The following is a 19,457-nucleotide window of genomic DNA, read 5'->3' on the forward strand; positions in this document are numbered from 1 at the left end:
AGAAGGGGTAAAGATGAAAGTGTCGAAGGATTACTTCGAGTAAAGCTCGACGATGAGCTGCTCCTGCAGCGGAACGTCGATCTGAGCGCGCTCGGGCAGCTGGTGCACGAGGATGCGCAGGGTGTCCGGAACGACCTGCAGCCACGCCGGAACGTTGGCGTCAACCAGGCGGTCCTGAGCCTCTTCGAACCATTCCATCTTCTGGGAACGCTCACGAACATCGATGATGTCGTACTGCGTAACGCGGAAGGAAGGAACGTTGATCTTCTTGCCGTTCACGGTGAAGTGACCGTGGGAGACAAGCTGGCGAGCCTGGCGGCGGGTGTTGGCCAGACCTGCGCGGTAGATCACGTTGTCGAGACGGGACTCGAGCAGAACGACGAGGTTGTCACCGGTCTTGCCCGGAAGGCGGTTAGCCTCGGCGTAGTAGCGGCGGAACTGACGCTCCAGCACACCGTAGGTGTACTTGGCCTTCTGCTTCTCCTGGAGCTGCAGCAGGTACTCAGATTCCTTGATGCGGTTGCGGCCAGCCTGTCCCGGAGGGTACGGGCGACGCTCAAATGCCATGTCGCCGCCGACCAGGTCGACGCGCAGACGGCGGGATACGCGGGTAGCGGGGCCAGTATAACGAGCCATTTTCTTACCTCTTCCTTTCCCTTAAACCTTGCGGCGCTTGGTCGGACGGCAGCCGTTGTGCGGCTGTGGGGTGGCATCCGTGATCGAGGAAACCTCGAGGCCTGCAGCCTGCAGGGAACGGATGGCGGTCTCGCGGCCGGAGCCCGGACCCTTGACGAAAACGTCAACCTTCTTCATACCGTGGTCCATGGCCTTGCGGGCCGCGTTCTCAGCAGCCATCTGCGCTGCGAACGGGGTGGACTTACGGGAACCCTTGAAGCCGACGTGGCCGGAGGATGCCCAGGAGATGACAGCACCGTGCGGGTCCGTGATGGACACGATGGTGTTGTTGAAGGTGGACTTGATGTATGCGTGGCCAGCGGCCACGTTCTTCTTTACGACGCGACGACCACCACGGCGCGCGCCGGAACGAGTCTTGGGTGGCATGTTTTACTTCTTCTTTCCTGCGATCGTCTTCTTCGGACCCTTGCGCGTACGAGCGTTGGTCTTGGTGCGCTGACCACGAACGGGCAGACCACGGCGGTGGCGGATGCCCTGGTAGCAACCGATTTCAATCTTGCGACGGATGTCAGCCTGAACCTGGCGGCGGAGGTCACCCTCTACCTTCCAGGTAGCTTCAATGACGTCACGCAGCGCCGACAGCTGATCGTCGTCGAGGTTGTCGGTGCGCAGGTCGGGAGAAATGCCGGTCTTTTCCAGCAGTTCCTTGGCACGGGAAGGCCCGATGCCGTAGATGTAGGTGAGAGCAACCTCCATGCGCTTGTTGCGCGGGAGGTCAACACCAGCTAGACGTGCCATATGGCTAGTCCTTTCGGGTTGTTACGATGGTTTTCTCCTCATCCGTCCCCCGCCACGCATACGCTTCGCCCCGGGCCGTGCCGGGGAAACTGTGGGCATGCTTAGCAGCGTGGGCTCAGGCCATCGCAGCCTGAGGTAGAAAAGGACGCACCTAGGGCGCGTCCCGTGGGTGAGGAGGCTTACAGTCTTTACTTGTAGCGGTAGACGATGCGTCCGCGGGTCAGGTCATAAGGAGACAGCTCCACAACAACGCGATCCTCCGGGAGGATGCGGATGTAGTGCTGACGCATCTTGCCCGAGATGTGGGCAAGAACCTTGTGCCCGTTGTCGAGCTCGACGCGGAACATTGCGTTGGGCAGGGGTTCGACGATGCGACCCTCAACCTCGATTGCGCCTTCCTTAGCCATAACCTCTACTTTTCTGATGGAGTTCTTTTCGCCACGCTTGGCGACGCCTCCACCTGCATGTTTGGTGTCTACTGCCTGGTGTCCTCAGCAGCCAATCCGGCCGCGTACAGACACCAGCACTAAAGCATACGCTGCGAGAACGGGTTTTCCAAATACAGAAACCTCCCGTCGCACTAAAGCGCGGGAGGCAAATGGTGTCTAGCGGTGGCTTGCCCACCGCTACGTCCTAGTAGATGAAGACCTTGGAGCCCATCGGCACATCATTCCAGTAGCGCACGGCATCCTGGTGGGTCAGGCGCACGCAGCCATTGGACTGGTAGGCCGGGGAGCCCTCGTGGAAGGCGTGGCCGTTGTTCGTGAAGTACATTGCGTAAGGCATCGGTGCGTTACCGAATTCCCACGAGATCTCGTCCTTCACCTTACGGTTGATGTAGTACGTGCCGGCCGGGGTTTCCTCACCCGGCTTACCGGTGGACATGCCCTGCGCAACGTAGGTGACGTTGCCGTTGCCGTCCTGCAGCCAGGTACGGCGGCCATCGCGGTCCACGCAGATACGCGCATCTGCCGGGCACGGGCCAACATCGAAGCGCTGCGCCTGACGCTCAGCCTCAGCCTTGCGCGCGGCTTCCTCAGCGGCGGCCTTCTCGCGAGCAATCTGCTCAGCGTGGGCGCGCTCCTCAGCTTCACGAGCAGCGCGAATCTCCGCGTTCTTCTGCTCGATGAGGCCCGGGAAGACGAGCTCAATAGCGCCATCGATTACTGGGCGAAGAGCATCGACTGCCTGCGGGTTAACATTCTGCAGCGCTTCCAGCATTTGGTTGCGGCTAGCCCACGCGTTCTCACGGGTCTGGCCAGCGAACTCATCAAGCTGGGACTGGACGTTGGAGGACAGGGAATCAATAGAGGGGACCGTCTGTGCATGTGCGGCCGGGGCGACCGAGAGAGTAGCGGTCAGAAGGCCGATTGCGGTGGCTCGGCGTAGGGAGCGAGCACCAGCGCGGGAGCGAATTTTAGACATGGCAAGAAGTATAAACCTTCCGACCATGATTTCCTACCCGAAAGACGTGTTTTAGTAGCGCGGGGTCAGGATTCGGGGACCATTCTCCGTCGCCGCGACGGTGTGCTCCCAGTGCGCCGACCACGAGCCATCGAGGGTTACCACGGTCCAGTCATCCTCTAAGACCTCGCTGTCCTCAGTACCCAGGGTCAGCATCGGCTCGATGGCCAACACGGAACCTTCCTGGATGAGGGGACCGCGCCCTGCCTTGCCTTCGTTGGCCAGGTAGGGCTCCTCGTGCATCTCTCGGCCGATGCCGTGGCCGCCGTAGCCATCGACGATAAAGAGCTCGACGCCGAATTTATCCTCGGCGCGGTAGGTCGCCTGCTCAAGGGCAGCGGAGACGTCGGTCAGCCGGTTGCCCGGAACCATCGCCTTGAGACCCTCGTGGAGGACCCATTCGGTGGCGTCGCTCAGCGCCTGCGCTTCGGCGCTGGGCTTACCGACGCCAAACGTCCACGCACTATCCCCCACCCAGCCGTCGAGAGTGGCACCACAGTCGATGGAAACAAGGTCCCCCTCAGCCAGCAGCATTTCCTTACTCGGGATGCCGTGGACGATGACGTCGTTGACCGAAGCGCAGATGGATCCCGGGAACCCGCCGTAGCCCTTGAAGGTGGGCACGGCACCGGCATCGCGGATGGTCTGCTCGGCCACCTCATCGAGTTCCAGCGTGCTCACGCCCACCGCCGCGGCAGCGCGTACCGCCTGCAAGGCGCGGCCGACGATCTCGCCGGCCGCCTGCATGGCATCGAGCTCGCCTGGGGTGCGGGCGGGGATGGTTTTAGTGCGTCGTCGAAAAGCCATGGCTTAAAAGGCAGATTACTTGCCCATGGCCTTCAGGGTGCGCTCGTTGATCTCCTCAACGGAACCCTCAGCCTTCACGGAGATGATGGCATCGCCGTAGTGCTCAATAAGCGGGAAGGTCTCCTCGCGGTAGACGCCCAGGCGGGTGCGGATGGTCTCCTCGGTGTCGTCTGCGCGACCGCGGGCGAGCATGCGCTCGACGACGACGTCCTCGGACACCTCAAAGTTCAACACGCCATCCAGCTTGAGGCCCTTGTCGTCAAGGAGCTTCGCCAGGATGTCGGCCTGCTCCACGGTGCGCGGGAAGCCGTCGAGGAGGAAACCTTCCTTGGCGTCATCCTGGTTAAGGCGGTCCTCTACCATGCGAGCGGTGACGTCAGTCGGCACCAGCTTGCCGGCGTCGATGTAAGACTTGGCCTCAACGCCGAGCGGGGTGCCCTCACCAATGTTGGCGCGGAAGAGGTCACCGGTGGAGATGTGCGGAACGCCGAGCTTCTCGCTGAGGAGGGCGGCTTGGGTGCCCTTGCCGGCACCGGGAGGGCCAAGGAGTACGTAACGCATTACTTAAGCAGTCCTTCGTAGTTGGATTGTAGAAGCTGGGACTCGATTTGCTTGACCGTAGTCAAGGCAACCGAGACCATAATGAGGATGGCGGTACCACCGAAGGCGGAGGTGCCGCTGGCACCTGCAGTGCCCACGCCGAGGTCCAAGAGGATATTCGGCAGAACAGCGATGAGCGCCAGGTAGATCGAACCGACGAACAGCAGGCGGTTCATCACGAAGCCTAGGTACTCGGCGGTCGGTCGGCCCGGGCGGATACCCGGGATGAATCCACCATACTTCTTCATGTTGTCGGCTTGTTCCGCAGGGTCGTACTGAACCGATACGTAGAAGTAGGAGAAGAAGATGGTGAGCACAAAGTAGAGGACGATGTACTGCCAGGAGCTCGGTGCTTGCAGGTGAGCAATGACGTTGCGCTGCCACCAGTTATCGGAGACACCCGGGGAGCCGGAGTTGACGATCTGGGTGATGAGCACCGGCATGTAGATCAGCGAGGAGGCGAAGATGACCGGGATAACGCCGGCCTGGTTGACCTTGAGCGGCAGGTAGGTGGAAGAGCCACCGTACTGGCGGCGGCCCACCATGCGCTTTGCGTACTGCACCGGGATACGGCGCTGACCCTGCTCGATGAAGGTAATGCCCGCGACGAGAACGATGAGGCCCGTGAGAACCATGGCGAAGACCAGACCACCATTGTTCTGGAAGATGTTGACGCCGTCGGTAGGAAGGCGGGTAGCAATACCGGCGAAAATCAGCAGCGACATGCCGTTGCCGATTCCCTTCTCCGTAATCAGCTCACCCATCCACATCACCAGGATTGCACCAGAAGTCATGGTGATAACGAGCACGACGAGGGTGAAGAAGTTGCGGTCCTCCGCCAAGACGCGCACGCCCTGGCCCAGGAGCTGCTCGCGGTCCGCCAAGGCCACGATGCCCGCGGACTGCAGCAGGGCCAGCGCAAGGGTGAGGTAACGCGTGTATTGCGTCATCTTCGCCTGACCGGACTGACCCTCCTTCTTCAACTGCTCGAAGTGCGGAATAACCACGGTGAGCAGCTGCACGATAATGGACGCCGTAATGTACGGCATGATGCCGATGGCGAAGATCGACAGCTGCAGCAGCGCACCACCGGAGAACAGGTTGATCACCGAGTACAGGTTTCCGGACTCCTCCGTAAGGTCACGAAGGCGACCGGCGATGGTGGCGTAATCAACGCCCGGCGACGGGATCTGCGCGCCAACGCGGTAGAGAATAATCATCACGAGCGTGAAGATGATTTTCTTCCGCAGGTCGGCATCTTTGAAAGCCTGCAAAATGGCGGACACTACTCAATCCTCCTGGCCTACCGCGCTTGCTGTGCGGTTCGAATTCGCCGCGCACGGGGGTGGATCTCATCTGTTCCCAAAAGTTAAGAACCTTCTTAAGGTCCTTCATAGGAACGCTTGGACAGTTTTGACCCCATTACCCTACCAGCCCCGCCCCCTTTCGCCACATTGGCCCCGCGAAAACCAGGCTTATCCTTCTCGGATTAGTTTCCCCCTTAGCGCCATCGACGCATGAGGCCTACCATGGACCGCGTTGCCCTAAGGCAATGTCCTTACAACATTTCTACGTCTTTTCGACCTCTCAAGCGGCGCCCCGGGGCGCCACAGAGTATGGCCGTCTTCTATCTGCCTAACCTTAATCCGAAAGTAGTATGTAGTTTTATGAGTAAGCGATTCTCCCCAATGACCGTGGCTGAGATCATCGATACCTTCGTTCCCAGCCCCAACCCCTTCCGCTGGGAAGCTTTCGACGGTTCCGCAACCGGCCCAGCCGACGCGCAGTTCACCGTCAAAATTAATAACCTGCAGGGTCTGGCCTACATCGCCACACACCCGGGCGATGTAGGCTTCGCCCGCGCCTACGTCACCGACGGAATCACCGTCGAGGGGGAACACCCGGCACACCCCTACGGCATCTTCGACGCCTTGCACGCAATGTATGACAAGTTCTCCCGCCCGGACGCGAAAACCCTTGCCCGCGTCGCGCGTTCCTTGGCTTCGATGGGCGCTTTTCAAATCCAGCCGGTCCCGGATGTCGAGCGTGCCTCGTGGCTGCGCCGCAAGCTCCATGAGGGGCTGTCCAAACACTCCAAGGAGCGCGACGCAGAAGTCATCTCCGATCACTATGACGTGGGCAACGACTTCTACGAGCTCTTCCTCGGCGACTCGATGACGTACACCTGCGCCTACTACCCCTCCCCTGACGCCACGCTCGACGAGGCCCAGGAAAACAAGTACCGCCTCATCTTCGACAAGCTGCGGCTCAAGGAAGGCGACCGCCACTTGGACGTCGGCTGCGGCTGGGGCGGCATGGTGCGCTACGCGGCCAAGCGCGGCGTGAAGTCCTTGGGAGTCACCCTCTCCAAGGAACAGGCAGAGTGGGGCCAGGCCAAGATCAAGGAGGAGGGCCTAGAAGATCTCGCGGAGATCCGCTTCCTGGATTACCGCGACGTCACCGAGGAAGGCTTCGACGCCATCTCCGCCATCGGGTTGCTCGAGCACATCGGAGTCAAGAACTACCCGGACTTCTTCAGCTTCCTCCACGGCAAGCTCAAGCCGGGCGGCCTCATGCTCAACCACTGCATCACCTACCCGGATAACCACAAGACGCCGAAGGGCGGGTTCATCGACCGCTACATCTTCCCCGATGGCGAGCTCTCCGGCTCCGGCACCATTACCAAGTGCATGCAGGATGCCGGTTTCGAAGTCGTCCACACGGAATCCCTCCGCTTCGACTACATGCGCACGCTGCATGATTGGTGCGAAAACCTCAAGGAGAACTGGGAGGAGGCCTGCTCGCTAGTGGGCCTTCCCACTGCCCGCCTGTGGGCCATCTACATGGCCGGCTCCGAGTGGGGCTTCGAGCACAACATCATCAACCTGTACCACTTCTTGGGCGTCAAACTGGGCGATGCTGGCTCCCGCGCCGGCGTGCCCGAGCGCCGCTGGTGGGAAGATTCGCGCTTCTAAATCTTGAAGGAGTTCTATGTTGATCGATCTCATCCGCAATCATCGCAGCGTCGACGCAATCGAAGTCCCGCCGGTGGGCTGGAAGGCGCATGAGGAGGGCGTCGACAAGCTCCTGCGTAGCTTCCACGCGGTGCCGAAGGATAAGCGCGTACGTTTGGCGAAGAAGACCTCGAACCTCTTCCGCGGGCGCAGCGAGCAGCAGGCGGGCCTCGATGTGTCCGGCCTGGGTGGGGTCATTGAGGTCGATCCGATTGTGCAGACCGCCGAGGTCCAGGGCATGTGCACCTACGAGGACCTTGTCGACGCCACCTTGCCGCACGGGCTCATGCCCTTCGTGGTGCCGCAGCTCAAGACCATTACGCTCGGCGGTGCGGTGACGGGCATGGGAGTCGAGTCCACGAGCTTCCGCGACGGCCTTCCCCACGAATCCGTCCTGGAGATGGATATCCTGACCGGCACCGGGGATATTGTGACGTGCTCGCGCGAGGAGAACGTCGATCTCTTCCGCCTCTTCCCCAACTCCTACGGCTCTCTAGGCTATGCGGTGCGCCTCAAGATTGAGCTGCGCGCGGTCAAGCCCTACGTGGAGCTGCGTCAGGTGCGCTTCAACGACTTCAACTCACTCACGCACGCGCTTGACGACGTCTCCCTCACCCGCACCTACGACGACGTCGAGGTCCACGGTCTCGATGGCGTGGTCTTCTCACCGGAGGAGTCATACCTCGTCATGACCCGTTTTACGGATGAGGAAGGGCCAACCTCGGATTACACGCGGGAGAAAATCTTTTATCGCAGCCTCCAGCACCAGAGCGGGATCCGCCGCGACCGCCTCACGGTGCGCGACTATATCTGGCGCTGGGATACGGATTGGTTCTGGTGCTCCCGCGCGTTCGGCGCGCAGAATCCGCGCGTGCGCGAGGTGTGGCCGCGACAGCTGCGCCGCAGTTCCTTCTACTGGAAGCTCGTGCGCTTAGACCGCAAGTACGAGCTGGAGTACAACTTCATCAAGAAGCCGAAGGGTCTGCCCCGCGGCGAGCGCGTGGTCCAGGACATCGAAGTCACACCGGACAATCTGCCGAAATTCTTGGATTGGTTCTTCCAAGCCTCCGACATCCAACCGGTGTGGCTCTGTCCGATTCGGCTGCGCGAGGGCGTCGAGGACCTCATCGGCACCGGCTCGCTTGCCGCTGATTCCCCGGCCCCGTGGCCGCTCTACCCCCTGCGCCCAGGACAGACCTGGATCAACGTCGGTTTTTGGTCCGGCGTGGAGGGCAATCACGTCGATCCCTCGGCCCCTGGCAATGGCGCCTTCAACCGCGTCATCGAGGCCAAGGTCAGCGAACTCGGCGGACATAAATCCCTGTACTCAGAGGCCTTCTACTCCCCTGAGCAGTTCGCGGAGCTCTATGGCGGCGACCTGCCAGAGCGCATCAAGGCCGTGACCGACCCTGATGATCGCTTCCCGGGCCTCTACGAGAAGACGGTCAACGACGCCTAACGGCCCCGCATAAATTTCTCACCATAAGGTTCCTCTCAAAAGGCATTAATACCTTTTGAGAGATGCCTTTTGCGGGCCTCCCGCAGCCAAAGCCCTGGTCATCGCATAACATCTGGACCATAAGGTTCCCCTCAAAAGGTACTAATGCCTTTTGCGGGGCTCGCTGGGTAAATCCCCAGGTCATCGCATAACACTGAAGCCATAAGGTGCCTTTCAAATGGTACTAATACCCTTTGTGTCCTAGGCCAGGACCAAAAACGCCAGAAGCCCTCCCGAAGGCCACCGAAAGGTGACGCCGCGGGAGGGCGGTGGCTCTCACAGAGCCTGTAAGAGAATTACTTGGTTGCGGTGGCGGTGCCGCCAGCAGCCTCGATCTTCTCGACAGCAGACTTGGAGAACTTGTCAGCGGTGACGTTCAACTTAACGTTGATGTCGCCGTTGCCCAGAACCTTGACCGGCTGGTTCTTGCGAACCAGGCCAGCAGCGACGATGTCCGCAACGGTGACGTCGCCACCGTTAGCGAAAGCCTCTGCGAGGTCAGCAACGTTGACTACCTGGTACTCAACGTGGTTCGGGTTCTTGAAGCCCTTGAGCTTCGGCAGACGCATGTGGATCGGCATCTGGCCACCCTCGAAAGCAGCGGAAACCTGCTTACGAGCACCGGTGCCCTTGGTACCGCGACCAGCGGTCTTACCCTTGGATGCCTCACCGCGGCCGACGCGGGTCTTGGGCTTGTTGGAGCCTGCGGCCGGGCGCAGGTCGTGGAGCTTGATGATATCAGCCATGGTTTACTCCCCTGCCACTTCTTCGACGGTGACCAGGTGACGCACCTTGTGAACCATACCGCGGATGATCGGGGTGTCCTGCTTAACTACAGAGTGACCGATGCGCTTGAGACCAAGCGACTCCATGTTTGCGCGGTGGTTCGGCTTGGTGCCCACAAGGCCCTTTACCTGAGTAATCTTCAGAGCCATTGCTTATGCCTCCTGACCTGCGCGCTTGCGCAGCATCTGGGCCGGTGCGACGTCCTCGAGGGACTTGCCACGACGTGCGGCAACTTCCTCCGGACGAACCAGCTGCTTGAGGCCGTCCACGGTAGCGCGGACGACGTTGAGAGCGTTGTCGGAGCCCAGGGACTTCGACAGAATGTCCTGCACACCAGCGCACTCAAGCACCGGACGAGCAGCACCGCCGGCGATGACACCGGTACCCGGAGCGGCCGGCTTCATCATGACGATGCCAGCTGCGTCGCGACCCTCAACCGGGTGGGTAATGGTGCCAGCAATCATCGGGACGCGGAAGAAGTTCTTGCGAGCCTCTTCTGCACCCTTCTGGATTGCGGCCGGGACTTCCTTGGCCTTGCCGTAGCCGACGCCCACCATGCCCTGGCCGTCGCCAACGACGACGAGAGCGGTGAAGGACATGTTGCGGCCACCCTTAACGGTCTTAGCGACGCGGTTGATGGTCACAACGCGCTCGATGTACTTATCGCGCTCGTTGTCCTGCTGGTTGCGGCGGTCGTTACGACGGCCGTTGTTGCGACCCTTGCGGTCGTTGTTGTTCTCGGCGGAGCGTCCGCCGTCACGCTGTTCACGGTCCGACATTAGGCGTTCCTTCCGTTGATGTTTCCGTATGCCTTAATCATTAGAACTGCAGACCACCTTCGCGAGCGGCGTCGGCCAGCGCAGCAACGCGGCCGTGGTACTTGTAGCCTGCACGGTCGAAGACGACCTGCTCGATGCCAGCAGCCTTGGCGCGCTCAGCGATGAGCTGGCCCACCTTGGCAGCCTTGGCCTTCTTATCGCCCTCGAGTGCACGCACGTCGGCTTCCATGGAGGAAGCGGCAGCCAGGGTGTGGCCGGCCAGGTCGTCGATGACCTGGACGTGCATGTGGCGGGAGGAGCGGTGAACGACCAGACGCGGTGCCTCAGGGGTGCCGCGGAGGGTCTTACGGATGCGGAAGTGGCGGCGCGCGCGTGCTTCACGACGACGCGAGGAAATGTCCTTGCCAACCGGGGTGCGCTTTGCGTTTTCAGTGTTAGCCATTGCTTACTTACCCGTCTTTCCGACCTTGCGGCGGACCTGCTCGCCGTCGTAGCGAATACCCTTGCCCTTGTAAGGATCGTCCTTACGCAGGCGGCGGATGTACGCGGCGACCTGTCCAACCAGTTGCTTGTCAATACCAGATACGGAGAGCTTGGTTGCGCCATCCACAGCGAAGGTGATGCCCTCCGGAGCCTCGATGAGGATCGGGTGGGAGTAGCCCAGAGAAAACTCCAGGTCCTTGCCCTTCTGCTGGACACGGTAACCGACACCGAAGATTTCCATCTTCTTGGTGTAGCCCTCGGTCACGCCAACAACGGCGTTGTTGACCAGGGAGCGGGATAGACCGTGCAGGGCGCGGTTCTTGCGGTCGTCATCCGGACGGGAGACCTTGATCTCATCGTCCTCGACGGCTGCGGTGATCGGCTCCGGCAGCTCAACCTCGAGGGTGCCCTTGGAACCCTTAACGTTGACAACCTGGCCGTTGATGGTGATCTCGACGCCCTTCGGGACGGCGATAGGTGCTAGACCGATACGAGACATGTGTCAATCCTCCCTTACCAGACGTAGGCGAGAACTTCTCCGCCTACACCCTTCTCCTGAGCCTGACGGTCGGTAAGCAGACCCTGAGACGTGGAAATGATGGCCACGCCCAGGCCGCCCAGAACCTGCGGCAGTTCGGTGGACTTTGCGTACACACGCAGACCCGGCTTAGACACGCGACGCAGACCCGAGAGGGAACGCTCACGGTTGTTGTACTTAAGCTCGAGGGTCAGCTCGTGGCCCTCGACGGAGTAGTCAGCGATGTAGCCTTCCTGCTTCAAGATCTCAGCGATGTTGGCCTTGATCTTGGAGGTCGGCATCGACACGACGTCGTGGTGCGCATTAGATGCATTGCGCACGCGCGACAGCATGTCGGCAATAGGATCAGTCATAGTCATATGAGTGACCTGTAACCTTTCTCGTTGCGGTTCCCGTAAAAGCTCACCAAAGCGTTTTCCGTGTGATTTCGGGCTACTCACGCTCCCCGCGGTCAATACCGCGAGGCGCTCGCCACCCTTTGATACAGACAACGGTCCGCTATCTACGGCGAGGGGCCTACAACAAAGTAGATATGTTCAATTCTTCCGGCTTGGCACGTTTCCGCACCTCCTGCGCTGTTTTCGCGGCGCAGGAGTGGGAAAATGCAAGTCCGTCGGCTTACTCTACCCGCTGACATGCTGTTTTCCAAAACGCGTTAGCATGAGAAGTCATGAGTGAAACACCAGACCCCATCCGCACCGCCCACCAGTGGCTCCAGGAGGCCGCCGAGCTTCTCGACGTCTCCCCGGCCGACGCCACCGCCCTCGTCACGGAGTTGCTGGATCTGACCAAGGATGTTGCCCACACCCAGTCCCGGCCGGCCGCTCCCCTAACGGCCTACCTGGTGGGCCTAGCGTCTAAGGACACAGAGGAGGCCCGCGCTCACATCGCCACATTGAAGGAGGCCCTTAACCGATGAGCGGGCGCATCAACGCCACCTTTGCCGTAACCAAGGTGCGCCTCGATGAGAACGGGCAGGTCACCCAGGTAGATACCCGCGGCGATACCGTCGCCGGCGAAGAGCCGCTGGAGATCCGCGTGGGCGGGCAGACGCTGACGACGACGATGCGCACGCCGGGACACGACGTCGAGCTAGCGCATGGTTTTCTTCATTCCGAAGGACACATCGAGAAGGTCAGTGATGTCCGGGAGGCGCGCTACTGCGCTGGCGCCTCGGTGGATGGGCGCAACCCCTATAATCTGCTCGATGTGGAGCTGGCTAACCCCCACGCGATCTCGCTTGCCGATCTGCGGTTGACGACTACTACGTCTGCCTGCGGCGTGTGCGGCACCTCGTCCATCGAGGCGCTCATGAAGCAAAGCCGCTACGAGATTCCCCGGGTGCCGGTGGATCCGAGGGTCGTCGCCACGCTGCCCGAGGCCCTCAAGCGGGAGCAGAAACAGTTCCGCAAGACCGGCGGCATTCACGCCGCAGGTGCCTTCACACTTGACGGCAAGCCCGTCGTGGTGCGCGAGGACGTCGGAAGGCACAACGCGGCGGATAAGGTCATTGGCCACCTACTCATGGAAGGCTTGCTGCCGGCCAGCGACCTCATTCTCGTCATGAGCTCGCGCGCGAGCTTCGAGCTGGTCAACAAGGCCGCAATGGCCGGCTTTGGCATGCTCGTCGCGGTCTCCGCCGCCTCCTCCCTAGCCGTGGAAACCGCCCGGGAGACCGGAATGGCGCTCGTGGGCTTTGCCCGCGGGGACCGCTTTAACCTTTATTCCGGAAGCTTGACCGCACGATAGCTTCGCTTACTGCGGGGATCGTCGCGACGATGGAACTGGGCTGCGATGAAAAGAGAAAGAGCTCCTATTGAGGAACCAATTTCCATTGTGACCAGGTACTTGTGTCGCCACGGCTCAGATAGTTGTACGCAAAAGGGTTTCCGTAACTGTATCGATCATCCCATTGGAAATTGATTTCTCGACCATCAACATCAACAAATCTGTGCTTGTTGGTTCGGCGCCAGAGTGCACGATCAGAGTTACAGTCCGCCGACCATGCAATCCGATCGTCGACGTTAGGCGTGGAATAGACGCACTGTAACGACTTCGGGTCTCTAATTCGCATGTAGCTATCGCCTACAGTTTCAATCTGCAAGCGGTTACTATACGGCTCGTCTTTGTAGTCACATTTCACTGTCCACAGTGAGTTGTTCGGGCTCGTCCATAAACACACTTTCCCGCCCCACGCTGCTGCTTGCCGTCCATCCCACCCTTCAATCCGAACTATGGCACGGTCGGGGACCGCTCTATCCTTGACTTTGTAGTACAAGCTAGAATTCATGTCTTTAGGCGGCGCGACCGGGGCAGGTCGGCTCACTAGATTCAAGTACCCCTGTTCGAATGCATAAAGGTCGATCGAATCGGTATCGTCAGCCGTCAAGAAGTTTGCTCCAACCGCACGCAGAAAGTCAAGATTTTCGCGCCAGTCGTGTTTTTCCTCCGCAATCGGCGTGGCTTGACGTCGATCTGTGAGGCGATAACAGCAGCTCGAGTCGTTATTGAAGAATGCATCCGTTGCCGGTATAGGCTTCTTATCCCCAAATGTATTCGGCACCGTATACCCAGCCGCCGGCCCTGGAGTAAACATCACAAAATCCGGTACCGGAACGAAAGCCCCTAACTTCTTCCCAAAGAAGTGGACCACAGCTACATATTCTCCAACCGTGCCTTTCTTGACGTTATCCAAAGCCACGTTCACGGGACGCTCAAAGGCTCCGAAACGACTTCCAACCTCACGTTCCGTGCGAAGAAACTCGCTTGCATCCTTGAGATTAACCTCGACAATAGGCACCTGTGTCCGAGAAGCGGCCGACCACCAGCCGACTGCTCGTGATGCATTGCTGCCGAGCTCTAGCTGCGGTGGATCATCCAATTGCTCCCCGCTATTCAAGGCCATCGCAATGCCAGGATTGATCTTTGGCATCAACGTGAAGCGGTTTTCAATGCCTGATTGGCGAAGCAAGTTTTCAAAATGCTGTGGAGTGGGAGCCTCATTCATGGAAAATTTCACCATGAAGCGCTCGAGAACTCCCCGCCCCGCATACTCTCGTTCTTTTTCGTCTAGAACTTTCAACGTCGCCAAGAAGGCCGACTTCTCCTTAATTTCTAGCTGAATAACTGACTGCCCCTCATGTTGAAGAGTGAAATCAACTAGCTCCTCTACCGAAGGAACCTCGAATGACGTTTCAGTACGATCGGGCCTCACCAATCGAAGACTCTTCAGTTCTCCAAACTTCAAGGAATTTAGTCTTTCGTTTGGCCCCTCATTAGATTCTGGGTCATAATCCTTGCGCAGCATTTTTCCGATGTTCGTATCATGAAAAATCACGGGGACGCCATCCGCCGTCATTCGGACATCTGTTTCGATGACCGGACGACACTGATCAAATGCTTGAAGGAACGCCCCCAAACTGTTTTCTGGGAGTTGCTTGTCAAACGCTCCACGATGTCGCGCGGTGATGACCTTTGAATTAGTCTTTTCCGACCGAATTTGCTCTACCTGCGTCTGCCAATTCGGGCATCGGGATTTTACCAGCGCTCCATTCACAGTTGTTTGAGCGTTAGCCTGAGGTGAGAATGACGCCAAAAGCATGGTCAGGATGGCTATCAGAAATTGTAACCGTCTCATCAATACTCCTTTACGGTTGGGCACCAACATTGATTGTGTGGAACCCCAATGAGGTATTTCCCCATTACAAATGAAGGTAAATTTCTGATTTCACCGTTCCTATGACTCAAATCTCTCTTGCAGTTTTCTTAAAGTTCGGAAGTGCGCTAATCCACCACACGCAGCTCAAACGTGCACCTAAATGGCCCTTCGGATAGTCAGTGATCCTTCCACAATCAGGCCAGGTTTCCACACAATTCAAGAGGCACAGAATCACAGGCTTGACACTCATCGCAATACCGACGAGGCTCAGATTTCTTAGATGACACTATGTACATTGAAAAGAGGCTGGATACCGATGTTGTCTCGACCAATAAACTGCTATGCAAAGCACAGCGCTACCGTCAAAGTCATCGCAGCAATAGCAAATCCAGTTCGATGGACAATTCTCCACACTCTTTTCATTGCTGGTCCACAACAGCAAAAGCGCCTTGCCTGTTACCTGCAGGTCACGGAATCAGTACTCAGCCGTCACGTAAAGATTCTTAGAGAAGCGCACCTTGTCCAGATCTCAATCGCTCCAGCTGGCCGGGCGGTCTCAGTTTCTCCGAACGCTGGAAACATCATCCTCGCAGCGCTGCCATTAATTCCTTCAGCAAATACTCGGCTTGAAACTCAACCACGACCGCGCGAGCCCTGGACCTAATTTTCGTTTGGTGGCGCAAGAGTACGCCCAGGGACAAAATTCCCTTGATACTTTCTTTGGATCCACGGGGTCTGTTTCTCGACATCTCCATATGAATCGATCAATTCAAGAATCGAAGAAATCGCTGCCTCGGCCAGTTTTCGCACAGGCCAGGAATAAGTCGTCAAACCCATAATGTCGAAGCCTGGCAACGCCCCATCACAGCCAGTGACACTCACTTGGCTGGGAACGGATATTCCCTCATCCTGGCAAACACGCAAGTAATGGAGCTGGCGCAAATCTGTTGGGCACATGACAGCCGTGATGGCTCCACTCTTAATGAGAGGTACCACATACGCTTCCCCGCTATCGAACTTCACGTCAACAATAAAGGGCTCCAACCCTTGTTTACGTATTTCTGCGATTGTTGCCTGAGCTCGGGTGTACTCCGGAAACGAAACTTCAGGACACGTACGCACCACTGCAATCTTCGTGTGGCCGGCTTTAACAACAGCTTCAGCAAGAACCTTGCCTGCGTGTTCTGCATCGAAAGAGACAGCGGGAATTAACGCATCGGGCTCCGGTCGACCTGCCCGAATGATTGGTACGCGTTCTGCGAAAGGCAGCAAGAGCTCACTCGCTAAATCTCCAGTGGAGACAATTAGTCCCGCTACTCCCAACCCAAGGAGATGAGACAAGCTGTCTAGCTGACGGTCATCACACTTACCTGGCGCAACCGACATGGTAACTAAATCATATCCGTGGCGATGAGCGGCAACCTGCAGCTCCTGGAGAAGCAAACCGTAAGCAGGATTAGCAGGGTCCCGAACCAATGCACCAAGTGTTCGCCCGTTAAGAGCCGATAGTTTCCGAGCAATCACGTTCGGAACGTAGCCAAGTTCATGCGCAGCCTCGAGAATCCTCCGTCTGTTTTCATCAGACACTTTCTTCTGTCCCCGAAAAACGCGTGAGACTGAGCTGCGAGAGACGCCGGCTCGCGCCGCGATGTCTCCGAGCGTCGGCTGTCGACCCTCTGCCCCATTAGAAATACAGTCACCCATGGAGAGCCCTTCCTTCGCAGCATAAGACAGACCTAGAAGAGTGCCGCGTTTTGTCTCCCTTCTTGCACAGTACCCACCACTGCCCTTTACCGCTCTACTTTTCACCAATTGCGCAGCCATTCATTGGGACTGGGCATCTGCCGCATCAACAAGCCCCCTCTTACTCAGGCACCCCCGCATGAGGGTCATTTGAAGAAACTCCAACCCCAATAACTCCAAAGTGAGAAAAGCCATTTTGCCCAAGTGGGGAAACTTCCCCCCTCCTCCAAGGGAAACGTAGCCTCATCGCAGAGTGTTGGGTAAACAAAATCCCGATCGTTCACCTCAACGCAACCTTGTCCACTTGGCCTTCAACCAACAAAAAGAGCAAAAGTCAAGCTCAGGGGGTTGCCACAAATTGAAACAGCGAGACGACGCGCTTCTACCTGCACACATGCAGACCAGAGAAGACGTGGCGCGCTTCGTTTGTTGTTTACGCACCCGAGTGACCCCGTTTACTTACAGCTGGGACAGTGTTTTCGCTTCCCAAGGGCGGCGACGCACCGCATTCTGTCACGGATGCCGCGCTTGGCAGGTCAAAGCATCAACTCTCGTTCACTTTTAGTTCAGAAAGTTATCTCGATGTCCGACATAGTTTTTGACGCGGCTACGCTGCTCTATCCCGGCAATGAAACACCCACCATCAATAACCTCGATCTCACAGTCAATGACGGCGAGTTTCTAGCGGTCGTTGGACCATCCGGCTCCGGTAAGTCCACGACCCTTCGAATGGTTGCAGGTCTCGAAGCTGTCACAGGTGGTGAAATTTTCATTGGTAATCAGCGTGCCTCTCAGCTCCCACCTTCTAAGCGCGATGTCGCTATGGTCTTCCAGTCTTACGCCCTGTATCCGCATATGACGGTCGGTGAGAATATGGAGTTTGCGCTCAAGATGCAGAAGGTTGACAAGGCGAGCCGCGCTGAACGTGTAGCTGAGGCAGCGAAGCTACTTGAACTCGAGCCTTACCTCGACCGACTACCTAAAGCATTGTCTGGTGGCCAACGCCAGCGCGTTGCCATGGGACGTGCCATTGTTCGCAATCCGCAGGTATTCCTGATGGACGAGCCGCTGTCCAACCTCGATGCCAAATTGCGCGTAAGTACTCGCTCGCAAATCAGCCGTCTACAGCGAAAGCTCGGGACGACGATGCTCTACGTCACTCACGACCAGACTGAAGCCATGACCATGGCTGATCGAATCGCAGTTCTGGAAGGGGGAAACATGCAGCAAGTCGGAACTCCGGAGGATTTGTACTTGCGCCCCGCGAACGTTTTTGTGGCTACATTCATCGGGTCTCCATCGATGAACCTAGTTTCTGCAGTCAAAGACGGTTCAGAGCTGAAAGCCAATGGGTTCGATCTTCCTGTACCCGAACTCAAAGTTCAACCAAACGACCGAGAGGTCATCATTGGCATTCGTCCAGAGGACTTCGAGTTATGCGAATCAGCAGACGCCGACATTTTGGGCACTGTTGAATACGTGGAGAACTTTGGTTCCGACAAATATGTACATGCTGTTCCGCAAGGTTCACCAGTCGCGGCTTCTTCAAAAGCCTCTGAAACCAGCGACGAGGAATCCACCGCAACTCTTCTCGTTCGCGTTGCAAACACTGAGATGCTGGACGAAGGCGCACCCATTTCGGTACGCATCAAGCGCGACAAGCTCCACCTTTTTTGCGGCCATACTAAGGAGCGGATCAACTAATGAGTATCACCGCAAACTCTGCTTCCTCAGCTCGTCGTACCGCTGAAACCGTCAAAGAGGACAAACAGCAGCACCGCGGAGCAGGGATTGACTGGCTTTCCTGGGCAATGTTGTTTCCAACCCTTGTCCTTTTCCTAATCTTTGAGTTTTACCCTTTCTTCCGAGCGCTGTATTTGTCGTTCGTTTCGACCGACCTTTTTGGGCGCCCTAAAGGGTTCGCTGGTCTCGAGAACTACGTTGACATGTTCACCGACCCAGCCTTCGGTGCCACTTTGGTGCGAACCTTGGTGTTCACGGTAACCACCGTAGTTCTCAAGCTCGCTATCGGTTTGGCCATTGCGCTTCCCCTGAGCTACCGGCTAAAGGGAACTTTTTGGATGCGTTCTTTAGTGCTAGTGCCTATGGCTGTATCAACGGCGATTGGCACTCTCGTTTTCCGAAATATGTTCGCGCCCGTCATCGGCTTCTTTGATCAGTTAGCGACGATGCTCGGGTTTGGGACCGTAGGCTGGCTAACCAGTCCTCGAGTAGCCCTAATTTCCACAATCACAGTTGACTTGTGGATCGGCATTTCCTTTGTCATCTTGCTGCTAATGGTCGCTATCGACGGTATCTCGGATGACGTCGTAGAAGCCGCGAATCTCGACGGCGCCACCGGTATCAGGTACGTGCGTTACATCATCATTCCAGGAATCGCCCCAATGCTCCTATTCCTGGCTGTGACTCAGTCCATGGCGGCGATGAAGGAGTTCACAATCTTCAACGTTCTCACTGACGGCGGCCCAGCATCATCCACTAGGACCCTCGTTCTTGACATCTATGACTTGGCATTCGGCGGCGGTACAGCAGACTTTGCTGCAGCTTCCGCCCGCGGCATGGTGCTTTTCGTCATCATCCTCATCCTCACGCTCGTCCAGTTTCGCCTAAACCGGAAACAGTCTTAAGAATT

General features: G+C 58.0%; 23 protein-coding genes. 7 read left to right on the plus strand and 16 right to left on the minus strand.

Going from position 1 to position 19,457, the window contains the following annotated elements:
• Nucleotides 1–30: 30 nt before the first annotated feature.
• The 8 genes from rpsD to secY all read right to left on the minus strand — a co-directional run bounded on the left by rpsD (nucleotide 31) and on the right by secY (nucleotide 5,591).
• Nucleotides 31–636, minus strand: a complete 606-nt coding sequence (gene rpsD / locus HMPREF2635_RS06085) for a 30S ribosomal protein S4 (RefSeq protein ID WP_010189536.1) — start codon at nucleotides 634–636, stop codon at nucleotides 31–33.
• Between the two features lie 21 nt (nucleotides 637–657).
• Entirely contained in the window at nucleotides 658–1,062 is a 405-nt protein-coding gene (gene rpsK / locus HMPREF2635_RS06090) for a 30S ribosomal protein S11 (RefSeq protein ID WP_010189540.1), read from the minus strand.
• 3 nt (nucleotides 1,063–1,065) lie between these two features.
• Complete coding sequence (gene rpsM, locus HMPREF2635_RS06095; protein WP_039673764.1) at nucleotides 1,066–1,434, minus strand: 30S ribosomal protein S13; 369 nt, start codon at nucleotides 1,432–1,434, stop codon at nucleotides 1,066–1,068.
• A gap of 188 nt (nucleotides 1,435–1,622) precedes the next feature.
• A complete protein-coding gene (gene infA / locus HMPREF2635_RS06100) occupies nucleotides 1,623–1,841 on the minus strand; it encodes a translation initiation factor IF-1 (protein WP_003854422.1) in 219 nt (72 codons plus the stop codon).
• 226 nt (nucleotides 1,842–2,067) lie between these two features.
• The gene (locus HMPREF2635_RS06105) at nucleotides 2,068–2,859 is read right to left on the minus strand and encodes a L,D-transpeptidase (protein WP_070511331.1); all 792 of its coding nucleotides are present in this window, start codon (nucleotides 2,857–2,859) and stop codon (nucleotides 2,068–2,070) included.
• A gap of 51 nt (nucleotides 2,860–2,910) precedes the next feature.
• Nucleotides 2,911–3,705, minus strand: a complete 795-nt coding sequence (gene map, locus HMPREF2635_RS06110; protein WP_049156995.1) for a type I methionyl aminopeptidase — start codon at nucleotides 3,703–3,705, stop codon at nucleotides 2,911–2,913.
• A gap of 15 nt (nucleotides 3,706–3,720) precedes the next feature.
• Nucleotides 3,721–4,266, minus strand: coding sequence for an adenylate kinase (locus tag HMPREF2635_RS06115; RefSeq protein ID WP_046648459.1), 546 nt, complete (start codon nucleotides 4,264–4,266; stop codon nucleotides 3,721–3,723).
• Nucleotides 4,266–5,591 (minus strand): preprotein translocase subunit SecY, encoded by a 1,326-nt coding sequence (gene secY / locus HMPREF2635_RS06120; RefSeq protein WP_046648460.1) that lies wholly within the window; start codon nucleotides 5,589–5,591, stop codon nucleotides 4,266–4,268. The genes HMPREF2635_RS06115 and secY overlap by 1 nt, the downstream gene beginning before the upstream one ends.
• 381 nt (nucleotides 5,592–5,972) lie before the next feature.
• Between secY and HMPREF2635_RS06125 the strand changes: the two genes are divergently transcribed.
• Both HMPREF2635_RS06125 and HMPREF2635_RS06130 read left to right on the plus strand, forming a co-directional pair.
• Entirely contained in the window at nucleotides 5,973–7,280 is a 1,308-nt protein-coding gene (locus HMPREF2635_RS06125; RefSeq protein WP_049156992.1) for a class I SAM-dependent methyltransferase, read from the plus strand.
• A gap of 16 nt (nucleotides 7,281–7,296) precedes the next feature.
• Nucleotides 7,297–8,778, plus strand: coding sequence for an FAD-binding oxidoreductase (locus tag HMPREF2635_RS06130; protein ID WP_046648462.1), 1,482 nt, complete (start codon nucleotides 7,297–7,299; stop codon nucleotides 8,776–8,778).
• Between the two features lie 335 nt (nucleotides 8,779–9,113).
• On the opposite strand, the gene rplO is transcribed toward HMPREF2635_RS06130, so the two are convergent.
• From rplO to rpsH, 6 genes are read right to left on the minus strand one after another with little or no spacing between them, the layout of a single operon-like run.
• Nucleotides 9,114–9,563: a 50S ribosomal protein L15 gene (gene rplO, locus HMPREF2635_RS06135; RefSeq protein ID WP_070511323.1), complete on the minus strand. Its 450-nt coding sequence runs from the start codon at nucleotides 9,561–9,563 to the stop codon at nucleotides 9,114–9,116.
• Nucleotides 9,564–9,566: 3 nt separating this feature from the next.
• Nucleotides 9,567–9,752, minus strand: a complete 186-nt coding sequence (rpmD, locus tag HMPREF2635_RS06140) for a 50S ribosomal protein L30 (RefSeq protein WP_010189565.1) — start codon at nucleotides 9,750–9,752, stop codon at nucleotides 9,567–9,569.
• 3 nt (nucleotides 9,753–9,755) lie between these two features.
• On the minus strand, nucleotides 9,756–10,382 hold the full coding sequence (rpsE, locus tag HMPREF2635_RS06145; RefSeq protein WP_046648464.1) for a 30S ribosomal protein S5: 627 nt from the start codon (nucleotides 10,380–10,382) through the stop codon (nucleotides 9,756–9,758).
• A 40-nt stretch (nucleotides 10,383–10,422) separates the two neighbouring features.
• On the minus strand, nucleotides 10,423–10,824 hold the full coding sequence (gene rplR, locus HMPREF2635_RS06150) for a 50S ribosomal protein L18 (protein WP_046648465.1): 402 nt from the start codon (nucleotides 10,822–10,824) through the stop codon (nucleotides 10,423–10,425).
• Between the two features lie 3 nt (nucleotides 10,825–10,827).
• Nucleotides 10,828–11,364 (minus strand): 50S ribosomal protein L6, encoded by a 537-nt coding sequence (gene rplF / locus HMPREF2635_RS06155; RefSeq protein ID WP_049157327.1) that lies wholly within the window; start codon nucleotides 11,362–11,364, stop codon nucleotides 10,828–10,830.
• 14 nt (nucleotides 11,365–11,378) lie between these two features.
• A complete protein-coding gene (gene rpsH, locus HMPREF2635_RS06160) occupies nucleotides 11,379–11,762 on the minus strand; it encodes a 30S ribosomal protein S8 (RefSeq protein WP_049157329.1) in 384 nt (127 codons plus the stop codon).
• Between the two features lie 311 nt (nucleotides 11,763–12,073).
• Here rpsH and HMPREF2635_RS06165 point away from each other — a divergent pair, with 311 nt between their 5' ends.
• Together HMPREF2635_RS06165 and fdhD are read left to right on the plus strand one after the other, a co-directional pair.
• Entirely contained in the window at nucleotides 12,074–12,322 is a 249-nt protein-coding gene (locus HMPREF2635_RS06165) for a DUF6457 domain-containing protein (RefSeq protein WP_049157331.1), read from the plus strand.
• On the plus strand, nucleotides 12,319–13,152 hold the full coding sequence (fdhD, locus tag HMPREF2635_RS06170; RefSeq protein WP_070517411.1) for a formate dehydrogenase accessory sulfurtransferase FdhD: 834 nt from the start codon (nucleotides 12,319–12,321) through the stop codon (nucleotides 13,150–13,152). The genes HMPREF2635_RS06165 and fdhD overlap by 4 nt, the downstream gene beginning before the upstream one ends.
• Nucleotides 13,153–13,216: 64 nt before the next feature.
• Here the strand turns inward: fdhD and HMPREF2635_RS06175 are convergent, their stop codons facing one another.
• Entirely contained in the window at nucleotides 13,217–15,040 is a 1,824-nt protein-coding gene (locus HMPREF2635_RS06175; RefSeq protein WP_049157335.1) for a glycerophosphodiester phosphodiesterase family protein, read from the minus strand.
• Between the two features lie 337 nt (nucleotides 15,041–15,377).
• On the opposite strand from HMPREF2635_RS06175, the gene HMPREF2635_RS13820 reads away from it, so the two are divergent.
• On the plus strand, nucleotides 15,378–15,725 hold the full coding sequence (locus tag HMPREF2635_RS13820; RefSeq protein ID WP_161799819.1) for an ArsR family transcriptional regulator: 348 nt from the start codon (nucleotides 15,378–15,380) through the stop codon (nucleotides 15,723–15,725).
• On the opposite strand, the gene HMPREF2635_RS06180 is transcribed toward HMPREF2635_RS13820, so the two are convergent.
• Complete coding sequence (locus tag HMPREF2635_RS06180; RefSeq protein ID WP_080975135.1) at nucleotides 15,722–16,885, minus strand: LacI family DNA-binding transcriptional regulator; 1,164 nt, start codon at nucleotides 16,883–16,885, stop codon at nucleotides 15,722–15,724. The genes HMPREF2635_RS13820 and HMPREF2635_RS06180 overlap by 4 nt on opposite strands.
• Before the next feature lie 501 nt (nucleotides 16,886–17,386).
• Here HMPREF2635_RS06180 and HMPREF2635_RS06185 point away from each other — a divergent pair.
• Both HMPREF2635_RS06185 and HMPREF2635_RS06190 read left to right on the plus strand, forming a co-directional pair.
• The gene (locus HMPREF2635_RS06185) at nucleotides 17,387–18,508 is read left to right on the plus strand and encodes an ABC transporter ATP-binding protein (RefSeq protein ID WP_049157338.1); all 1,122 of its coding nucleotides are present in this window, start codon (nucleotides 17,387–17,389) and stop codon (nucleotides 18,506–18,508) included.
• Nucleotides 18,508–19,452, plus strand: coding sequence for a carbohydrate ABC transporter permease (locus HMPREF2635_RS06190; RefSeq protein ID WP_065422051.1), 945 nt, complete (start codon nucleotides 18,508–18,510; stop codon nucleotides 19,450–19,452). The genes HMPREF2635_RS06185 and HMPREF2635_RS06190 overlap by 1 nt, the downstream gene beginning before the upstream one ends.
• Nucleotides 19,453–19,457: the final 5 nt, after the last annotated feature.

Source organism: Corynebacterium sp. HMSC035E02, assembly GCF_001836065.1.
Taxonomy (GTDB): domain Bacteria; phylum Actinomycetota; class Actinomycetes; order Mycobacteriales; family Mycobacteriaceae; genus Corynebacterium; species Corynebacterium hiratae.

What these genes read in the sequence shown, in the direction of transcription:
- rpsD (WP_010189536.1), bottom strand. Translation starts at nt 636, where the DNA reads ATGGCTCGTTATACTGGCCCCGCTACCCGCGTATCCCGCCGTCTGCGC.
- rpsK (WP_010189540.1), bottom strand. Translation starts at nt 1,062, where the DNA reads ATGCCACCCAAGACTCGTTCCGGCGCGCGCCGTGGTGGTCGTCGCGTC.
- rpsM (WP_039673764.1), bottom strand. Translation starts at nt 1,434, where the DNA reads ATGGCACGTCTAGCTGGTGTTGACCTCCCGCGCAACAAGCGCATGGAG.
- infA (WP_003854422.1), bottom strand. Translation starts at nt 1,841, where the DNA reads ATGGCTAAGGAAGGCGCAATCGAGGTTGAGGGTCGCATCGTCGAACCC.
- HMPREF2635_RS06105 (WP_070511331.1), bottom strand. Translation starts at nt 2,859, where the DNA reads ATGTCTAAAATTCGCTCCCGCGCTGGTGCTCGCTCCCTACGCCGAGCC.
- map (WP_049156995.1), bottom strand. Translation starts at nt 3,705, where the DNA reads ATGGCTTTTCGACGACGCACTAAAACCATCCCCGCCCGCACCCCAGGC.
- HMPREF2635_RS06115 (WP_046648459.1), bottom strand. Translation starts at nt 4,266, where the DNA reads ATGCGTTACGTACTCCTTGGCCCTCCCGGTGCCGGCAAGGGCACCCAA.
- HMPREF2635_RS06125 (WP_049156992.1), top strand. Translation starts at nt 5,973, where the DNA reads ATGAGTAAGCGATTCTCCCCAATGACCGTGGCTGAGATCATCGATACC.
- HMPREF2635_RS06130 (WP_046648462.1), top strand. Translation starts at nt 7,297, where the DNA reads ATGTTGATCGATCTCATCCGCAATCATCGCAGCGTCGACGCAATCGAA.
- rplO (WP_070511323.1), bottom strand. Translation starts at nt 9,563, where the DNA reads ATGGCTGATATCATCAAGCTCCACGACCTGCGCCCGGCCGCAGGCTCC.
- rpmD (WP_010189565.1), bottom strand. Translation starts at nt 9,752, where the DNA reads ATGGCTCTGAAGATTACTCAGGTAAAGGGCCTTGTGGGCACCAAGCCG.
- rpsE (WP_046648464.1), bottom strand. Translation starts at nt 10,382, where the DNA reads ATGTCGGACCGTGAACAGCGTGACGGCGGACGCTCCGCCGAGAACAAC.
- rplR (WP_046648465.1), bottom strand. Translation starts at nt 10,824, where the DNA reads ATGGCTAACACTGAAAACGCAAAGCGCACCCCGGTTGGCAAGGACATT.
- rplF (WP_049157327.1), bottom strand. Translation starts at nt 11,364, where the DNA reads ATGTCTCGTATCGGTCTAGCACCTATCGCCGTCCCGAAGGGCGTCGAG.
- rpsH (WP_049157329.1), bottom strand. Translation starts at nt 11,762, where the DNA reads ATGACTATGACTGATCCTATTGCCGACATGCTGTCGCGCGTGCGCAAT.
- HMPREF2635_RS06165 (WP_049157331.1), top strand. Translation starts at nt 12,074, where the DNA reads ATGAGTGAAACACCAGACCCCATCCGCACCGCCCACCAGTGGCTCCAG.
- fdhD (WP_070517411.1), top strand. Translation starts at nt 12,319, where the DNA reads ATGAGCGGGCGCATCAACGCCACCTTTGCCGTAACCAAGGTGCGCCTC.
- HMPREF2635_RS06175 (WP_049157335.1), bottom strand. Translation starts at nt 15,040, where the DNA reads ATGAGACGGTTACAATTTCTGATAGCCATCCTGACCATGCTTTTGGCG.
- HMPREF2635_RS13820 (WP_161799819.1), top strand. Translation starts at nt 15,378, where the DNA reads ATGTTGTCTCGACCAATAAACTGCTATGCAAAGCACAGCGCTACCGTC.
- HMPREF2635_RS06180 (WP_080975135.1), bottom strand. Translation starts at nt 16,885, where the DNA reads ATGGCTGCGCAATTGGTGAAAAGTAGAGCGGTAAAGGGCAGTGGTGGG.
- HMPREF2635_RS06185 (WP_049157338.1), top strand. Translation starts at nt 17,387, where the DNA reads ATGTCCGACATAGTTTTTGACGCGGCTACGCTGCTCTATCCCGGCAAT.
- HMPREF2635_RS06190 (WP_065422051.1), top strand. Translation starts at nt 18,508, where the DNA reads ATGAGTATCACCGCAAACTCTGCTTCCTCAGCTCGTCGTACCGCTGAA.